Origin of the sequence: Dyella psychrodurans (assembly GCF_003363265.1) — a bacterium.
In the GTDB taxonomy this organism is placed as follows: Bacteria; Pseudomonadota; Gammaproteobacteria; order Xanthomonadales; family Rhodanobacteraceae; genus Dyella_B; species Dyella_B psychrodurans.
Genome location: NZ_QRBF01000005.1, coordinates 182934 through 190450, shown reverse-complemented (window position 1 = coordinate 190450; position 7517 = coordinate 182934). Strand labels below are relative to the sequence as shown.

The window sequence follows — 7517 nt, the reverse complement described above, 5'->3', positions numbered from 1 at the left end:
CCTTTTCGCCAGGGCAGGAAGCCCTGTCGAAAAGCCCGGCCCCAGCTCACGCCTCGGAGGGCGTAGCCCGGAGAGCACCGGCTCCGGGGTGCTCTTTCTTTTGGTTACTTTTCTTTGAGCACGCAAAGAAAAGTGACTCGGCCGTCGGCAGACGGTCGAAACGCCCGCCGCGCAGGCGAGCAACCTGGCGATGACGCCCAACCAAAAACCGACGCCACTGGGTCCCAGCCTTCGCCAGAGTGACGACCGTGAAGCATCGCGCGAGTAATGAAGAAATCAAATGCAAAAAACTGCGCTCACTGAGTGATTCGCTTCAGGGCAGCTTTCCGAACATTTGGAGAGTACGCGCACTGACGAAAAGTCCCAGTGCTTCTCAACTTGAACACCTAAGCTTTCCGACGCACGTTGTTCCTTTGGAGCTCCCGCTCCAACAACACACGCTTACGCTCCACACCCCAACGCCAACCACCCAACGAACCATCCTCACGCACAATGCGATGGCAAGGCACGATCAACGCCAGGCGATTGCTTCCACACGCGCGACCGATAGCACGCGCAGCGCCAGGCTGCCCCAACTCGGCGGCAAGTTCGCCATAACTCTTGGTCGTGCCTGCAGGAATCCGCGTCAGCGCTTCCCAAACGCGCCATTGAAAAGCGGTCGCCGCGATATCCAACGGCGGAAGTTCCGGCGCGGCTTTGCCGCTCCACCCCAATTCGCTGGCAATGCGTGCGATCACCGCATCGAGCCATTCCTCACGACCGTTGTCGACGCGCTCGCGCGAGGCGTGCGGGAATTCCGATGCGAGCCGCTGCTCCAGTTCTTCATCGTCAACGCCGAGCGTGACGGCGCAAATGCCTTTTGCCGTGGCGGCGACCAGCAGCTGTCCCAGCGATGTGCGCGTGGTGGTGTAGCGAATGCTGGCACCGGCACCACCCGCCCGATAGCTGGCGGGTGTCATACCCAGCAGGCGATTGGTGTGCTCATACACGCGACTGCCGGAACTGAATCCTGCGTCGTATACGGCGTCGGCCACGGCAGCGCCTTTGCGCAAGGCGCTCTTGAATTGGCCGAATCGACGTGCGCGATGGTATTCCGACGGACTCATGCCATAGCGGCGGCGGAACGCGCGTTGCAAATGGCTGGGGCTCAGCTTGGCCGCGTCCGCCAACGCCGCTAGCGACGGCGCTTCATCCGCGCGTTCGATCAGCGCGCGAACACGTTCCAGAGGGGCTTCAAGCGTGGCGGGCGAGTTGCGCATGGCGGCATCCTGGATAGGGCGCCGTCAGCTTAAGTTCGGCACCCGATGACAGCTATCCGAATCTTGCGCGCTGGGCGATGCGCGGTCAGTGCGCGACCGGCCGGGAATGATGGCGAATCACCACGTACTCGCCTTCCAATACTTCAGGATCGCGCGCTTTGCTGGCAGCCGGTTTCGCCACGCGCGCGTGCTGTTTCCACTGGCGCCACACCAGCCACATCGCGCCACCCACCATCAGCACACCAGCCATCACCAGCCCAAATACCATCAGAACACCAATGACGATCAGGCCCAGCACCAGGGACAATGCCTGGGCCAGAGGGTGACGACGACGATGCATCAGGGGAAGAACGATGCGCATGTTAAAAATCCGTATGGTAAAATCAAGGACTTACGCGTGTAACGATGAGGCCAACCGGCCTCCAAGGCAAGTGCCGATGGATACAGCCACCTCCCCCCACCACCTGTGCCGGCTCGATGAGATGCTCGACGGCGAGGCGATGGCGCTGGATGTCATGCTGCCGTACGGCGAAGAAAGCGTGATTCTGCTGCGCCAGGGCGAACGCGTGAACGCGTGGCTGAACATCTGTCCGCATGCCGGTCGTCGCCTGGATTGGGCGCCGGGCAAATTCCTGATCTCGCGCGGCATGCTGGTTTGTGCGGCGCATGGTGCGTCCTTCAACGTCGACAACGGTGAATGCATCGGCGGCCCGTGCCGTGGCGAAAGCCTGCGCACGGTGCCGGTGCGCGTCGAGCACGGCGACGTGTTGCTGGATATCTGATTCGCACTTTCGCAAGCGCGGCCCCTCATCCACCCCTCTCTCCGAAGGGAGAGGGCTTAACGAATAGGGCTGGATGGAATTAGAGGCGAGCGTCGACGAGCTCTTTCGGCAGCACGCCTTTGATGTCGTACACCACGCCGTTGGGCATCGTGAACGCACGCATGTCGTAGGCCTCGCCCGATTTGAACTGCTCGTGCGCTACAGCAAGTACGACGGCGGCATAGTTTCCCTTTGCTTCTACGTTCGGGATCAAGGTCACGCCGTAGTGCTTGTGCGCTTCGTCCGCGTCGGCCCATGGATCATGTACATCGACGGCAGCGCCGAAGCTTTGCAGTTCACGTACCAGGTCGACGACGCGCGTGTTGCGCAAGTCGGGACAGTTTTCCTTGAAGGTCAACCCGAGCACCAGCACGCGACTGCCGCGTATCGCATGACCCTGGCCCACCATCAGCTTGATCACTTCGCTGGCGACGTGCTGGCCCATCGCATCATTGATGCGCCGGCAGGCCAGGAGAATGTCCGGGTAGTAGCCAGTCGATTGCGCTTTCTGGATCAGGTAGTAGGGGTCGACGCCAATGCAATGTCCGCCGACGAGTCCTGGCTGAAAGGGCAGGAAATTCCACTTGGTGCCGGCAGCGGCAAGCACATCCTGCGTGTCGATGCCGAGGCGATGGAAGATCAGCGCGAATTCGTTGATCAGCGCGATATTGGCGTCGCGTTGCGTGTTCTCGATGACTTTGGCAGCTTCCGCGACTTTCAGGCTCGGCGCTTTATGCGTGCCCGCGGTGATGATGCGCGCATACAGCGCATCGACAAAATCCGCGGTGTCGGGCGTGGAGCCCGAGGTGATCTTGGGGATCGTGGTGAGTCGTCGTTGCTTGTCGCCGGGATTGATGCGCTCAGGGCTGTAGCCGACGGTGAAGTCGACGTTGAAGCGAAGACCGGATGCGCGCTCCAGTTCCGGCACGCAGATTTCTTCGGTAGCACCCGGATACACCGTGGATTCGTAGATCACCACATCGCCCTTCTTCAGTACGCTGCCGACCATCTGGCTGGCGCGAATCAGGGGCATGAAATCGGGGCGTTTATGCTCGTCTACCGGCGTGGGCACGGTGATGATGAAGACGTTGCGGTCGCGCAGCGATTCGATATCCGTGGCGAAGCGCAGTTGCGTCGCGGCGGCCAATTCTTCAACGGATGTTTCCTGGTTGCCGTCCGCGCCGCGCCGCAAGGCGTCGACGCGCACCGCGTCGATGTCGTAGCCGAGCGTATCGAACAGGCGGCCGAACTCCACCGCGAGCGGCAGGCCGACATAACCGAGTCCGATGACCGCAAGACGGGGATCGCTGGGATGTTTTGTCACGTGTGCTTTGCTCAGGATGGGCGGGCAGTCGGTCGTTTTAGCGGTACATAAGGTTGATGGCGATCAATGTGATCAGCAGCACGATAAACGTCAGCGGTACGCCGGCGCGCAGGAAGTCCCTGCTGCTGTAGTCGCCAGGACCCGTCACCATCATCAGGGCAGGGTGGCCCGAGCTCAACAGGAAGGTGTTGGACGAAGAAACAGCGACGATAAGCGCGTAAGCGGAAGGGTTGCCACCGGTCGCGACGGCCACGCTGATCGCCACGGGCACCATCATCACCGTGGCGCCCACGTTCGACATCACTTGCGAGAACAGCAGCGTGAGAATCGCCAGCGACGTCTGCAGAATCCACGGCGACGCATGCCCGAGGTGCAACAGTACTTCCTGCGCGAGCCACGCGGCGGTGCCGGTGGAATCCATCGACCAACCCAGCGGAATCAGGCAGGCGGTCACGAAGATGGTTTTCCAGTTCACCGCGCGGTAGGCCTCGTCCATGTTCAGCACGCCGGTGAGCAGCATGCCGATGGCGCCGGTCATCATCGCGATGGAAAGGTCGAGATTGGTGAAGAGCGCGAGACTCTTTGCCAGCAGGAAAAAACCGACCGCCTGCCACACCTTGTTGGGGCGTTGCTCTTCGCGCGGGACGTCGGTGATGACGACGAGATCTTTTTCTTCCGACACTTCCTGCAGCGCGCGCCAGCTGGAATGCAACACCAGCGTATCGCCGGTGCGCAGGCTTACCGTGCGCAGATCGTCGCGATAGATGTGGTCGCCGCGCGTCACCGCCAGCACCGAAATGCCGTAGCGCTTGCGCAGGCGCAGTTCGCCGACCGATTGCTTGAGGAAACGCGAACTCGGCGGAATCACCGCCTCCGAAATACCTGCGCGCGTCGGATTGAACAGCTCGCCCAACTGGCGCATGCGCGGCGAAACCTTGCACAACTGGTTGTTGGCGAAACGGTTGAGGTCGTCGCGCGGACCGAGCACGCCGAGAATCGAACCCACCCAGATCACCTGATCGGCCGGCGGCGCCATGCGCGCATCGTTGCCGCTCTTGATGGCGAGGATCAGCGGCGCGCCGTACAACTGTTCCACTTCGCCGATGCTCATGCCCACCAGCGGGCTTTCGGCGGTGACGGTGAGTTCGGCGGTTTCGCCGACGATGCCGTAGGTTTCCGCAAAGTAGCTTTCGGTACGACCCGGCGTGACCTTCTGGCGTTCGTCTTCGCGCTCGGGCAGCAGCTTGTTGGTGAACAAGTAGAAGAACAGCACGCCCGCTATGGCCAGCGCGAGACCGACCGGTGTCACGCTGAACAAGCCGAACTTGGGCACCGTCTGCGCGCCGGGCGGCAGGTTGGCGTTGGCGCTGGCGATCAGGTCGTTGAGGACGATCAGCGGCGAATTCGCGATCAGCGTGGTGTTGGTGGCGGTGAGAATGCAGAACGCCATCGGCAGCAGCAGGCGCGAAATCGGCACGCCGGTGCGCGCGGAAAGTCGGCTGGTGACCGGGATCATCAGCGCGGCCAGCGCCTGGCTCGGAATCACTGCGCTGAAAAGGCTGGTCACGGCGTTGATCACCACGCCCAGGCGCGATTCCTTGCCGCGCGCCATGCGCATCACGAATTGCGCGGTCAGGCCCAGCACGCCGGCCCGGTCGAGTCCCTGGCCCATGATCATGATCGCGATGATCGCGATCACGGCGTTACCGGCGAAGCCGTTGAAGACGCGATCCGAGGGAATCAGGCCGGTCAGGCCGATCACCACCACCACCAGCAGCGCCACCATGTCGGCGCGGATCCACTCCAACACCAGCATGAGCATGGTGAAACACACCAGCCCGAGTACCAGGATCATTTCGGGGGTGAGGGTCAGCGCCACTACCGATCGTCCCTGGCGGGCGCCGTGCACGGCTGGATGCGGTTGGGCAGCAGTGGCTTCACGCGGTGACTCTTCCCTGTTTGACGCAGGAGTATAAGCGTCGGGGCGTGAGGACTGGTGAACCGTTGCCGCATTGCGGATACGCGGCTGCGCATGAGCGCTTTTACTCCACCCCCTGCGTGCAGCAGAGGGAGGCTGGGAGGGGATGAAGCCTTTGCTCGGTGGCGCCCCTGCTGCACGCAGGGGCCGGGATGTGGCGAGTGGCGACAGCGTGCGGTGAAGTGCTCAGGCCTTGCGGTAGAGCAGATCCCACACGCCGTGGCCGAGTTTCAATCCGCGCCGCTCGAAATGCGTTTCGATACGCCAGTCCGGTTTTTCCGCGTATTGGCCCGGAGCTACGGCATTGCGCCAATCCGGAGCGGCTTCCATCACCTCGAGCATGTGCTGCGCATAGGGTTCCCAATCCGTCGCCAGGTGCAGCAAGCCACCGGGCGCCATGCGCGAAGCGAGCAGGGCGACGAACTCAGGCTGCACGATGCGTCGCTTGTTGTGCCGCTTCTTGTGCCAGGGGTCGGGAAACCAGATGCGCGCCTCGGCGAGCGTGCCGGGTGGAATCTCGTGCTCCAGCACTTCGACCGCATCGTGCTTGTAGAGGCGCACGTTGGCTGCATCCCGCGCCGCCAACGCATTCATCAGCCGGCCGACGCCCGGGCCATGCACTTCCACGCCGATGTAATCGCGGGCCAGGTCGTGCTCGCTGGCCCAGGCCAGGGCTTCGCCATTGCCGAAGCCGATTTCCAGTACGCGCGGCACCTGGCGACCGAAATGCGCGTCGAAATGCTGCGCGGTGCCGGTGTAGTCGATGCCGAAGCGCGCCCAATGCGTTTCGAAGGCGCGTTGCTGGGCGGGCGTCAGGCGGCCTTCCCGCAGCACGAAGCTGCGGATGCGGCGTAGATGCAGATTGTCGTGATCGAAAGAGTCGGTCATGCGAAATCTTGACTCCCTCTCCCCTTCGGGGAAAGGGCTGGGGTGAGGGGAAGCCTTGCGTTGGAAGTCAGTCGAAGCGTGGTTCTATTGAGGCTTGAGGCAAGCCTTGGCCCCTCACCTCAATCCTCTCCCCAAAGGGGAGAGGAAGCAAAGCGTCTCAGCCGATGGTGCCGTCGATGGGGCTTGATGCCGAGGCATAGCGCTTGCGCGGAATGCGGCCGGCACGGAAAGCGGCACGGCCCGCTTCAATGGCCAGCTTCATCGCATGCGCCATCAGCACTGGATCCTTGGCGCCGGCGATAGCCGTGTTCATCAGCACACCGTCGCAGCCCAGTTCCATCGCGATCGCTGCGTCGGATGCGGTGCCGACACCGGCGTCCACGATCACCGGCACTTTGGCGTTCTCGATGATTTCCAGCAGGTTGTATTTGTTCTGGATGCCCAAGCCCGAACCGATCGGCGCAGCCAGCGGCATCACGGCGACGCAGCCGATTTCCTCCAGTTTGCGCGCGAGGATGGGATCGTCGGTGGTGTAGACCATCACGTCGAAGCCGTCGGCCACGAGTTGTTCGGCGGCCTTGAGCGTTTCGATCACATCCGGATAAAGCGTGCGCTCGTCGCCGAGCACTTCCAGCTTCACCAGCTTATGGCCGTCCAGCAGTTCGCGCGCCAGCTTGCAGGTGCGCACGGCGTCGACCGCGTTGTAGCAGCCGGCGGTGTTGGGCAGCAGGGTGAATTCGTGGGGCGGCAGCGCATCGAGCAGGTTGGGTGCGCTCGGGTCCTGGCCCAGGTTCACGCGCCGGATGGCGGCGGTGACGATCTGGGCGCCGGCGGCCTGGCTGGCGCGTCGCGTCTCATCGAGATCCTTGTACTTGCCGGTGCCGGTCAGCAGGCGCGAGCCGTAGCTCTTGCCGGCGATGATGAGAGGATCGGTGGTGTCGAGCGTTTTGATGTTCATGGGGATGTGTCGACATGCAAAGCGCGGGGCGCGCGGGAAAACAGCAGGCGCGACGATCAGCCGCCGCCGATGGCGTGAACGATCTCCACTCGATCGCCCGCGCATAGTTCATGGCCGTCGTGCTGACTGCGGGGCACGATTTCCTGATTCACCTCCACCGCGACGCGACGGCCGCCGTAGCCGGCCTGGTGGAGCAACTGGGTGACGGTGGTGCCTTGGCCGCAGTCGTGCGGGTGGCCGTTGAGAGTGATCTGCATCCGCCTATTGTAACGGCACAGGCCCGGCGGTT

The 7517-nt window shown here is 62.9% G+C and carries 8 protein-coding genes; 1 reads left to right on the top strand and 7 read right to left on the bottom strand.

The genetic code is table 11. From position 1 onward, the window contains the following. Window positions 1-386: 386 nt before the first annotated feature. Window positions 387-1259 carry a methylated-DNA--[protein]-cysteine S-methyltransferase gene (locus DWU99_RS14105; protein ID WP_115478709.1) on the bottom strand — a complete coding sequence of 291 codons (873 nt, stop codon included), beginning with the start codon at window positions 1257-1259 and terminating at the stop codon, window positions 387-389. A gap of 85 nt (window positions 1260-1344) precedes the next feature. After that, window positions 1345-1620: a hypothetical protein gene (locus tag DWU99_RS14100; protein WP_115478708.1), complete on the bottom strand. Its 276-nt coding sequence runs from the start codon at window positions 1618-1620 to the stop codon at window positions 1345-1347. A gap of 76 nt (window positions 1621-1696) precedes the next feature. On the opposite strand from DWU99_RS14100, the gene DWU99_RS14095 reads away from it, so the two are divergent. Further along, on the top strand, window positions 1697-2041 hold the full coding sequence (locus tag DWU99_RS14095) for a Rieske (2Fe-2S) protein (RefSeq protein WP_115478707.1): 345 nt from the start codon (window positions 1697-1699) through the stop codon (window positions 2039-2041). Window positions 2042-2120: 79 nt separating this feature from the next. Here the strand turns inward: DWU99_RS14095 and DWU99_RS14090 are convergent, their stop codons facing one another. From DWU99_RS14090 to thiS, 5 genes are all read right to left on the bottom strand, one after another. Continuing rightward, entirely contained in the window at window positions 2121-3404 is a 1284-nt protein-coding gene (locus DWU99_RS14090; RefSeq protein ID WP_115478706.1) for a nucleotide sugar dehydrogenase, read from the bottom strand. A gap of 37 nt (window positions 3405-3441) precedes the next feature. Next, window positions 3442-5259 carry an SLC13 family permease gene (locus tag DWU99_RS14085; RefSeq protein WP_115478705.1) on the bottom strand — a complete coding sequence of 606 codons (1818 nt, stop codon included), beginning with the start codon at window positions 5257-5259 and terminating at the stop codon, window positions 3442-3444. 309 nt (window positions 5260-5568) lie between these two features. Continuing rightward, the gene (trmB, locus tag DWU99_RS14080) at window positions 5569-6270 is read right to left on the bottom strand and encodes a tRNA (guanosine(46)-N7)-methyltransferase TrmB (RefSeq protein ID WP_115478704.1); all 702 of its coding nucleotides are present in this window, start codon (window positions 6268-6270) and stop codon (window positions 5569-5571) included. Window positions 6271-6427: 157 nt separating this feature from the next. Next, on the bottom strand, window positions 6428-7228 hold the full coding sequence (locus tag DWU99_RS14075) for a thiazole synthase (RefSeq protein ID WP_115478703.1): 801 nt from the start codon (window positions 7226-7228) through the stop codon (window positions 6428-6430). 56 nt (window positions 7229-7284) lie between these two features. Next, the gene (thiS, locus tag DWU99_RS14070; RefSeq protein ID WP_115478702.1) at window positions 7285-7485 is read right to left on the bottom strand and encodes a sulfur carrier protein ThiS; all 201 of its coding nucleotides are present in this window, start codon (window positions 7483-7485) and stop codon (window positions 7285-7287) included. Window positions 7486-7517 lie beyond the last annotated feature (32 nt).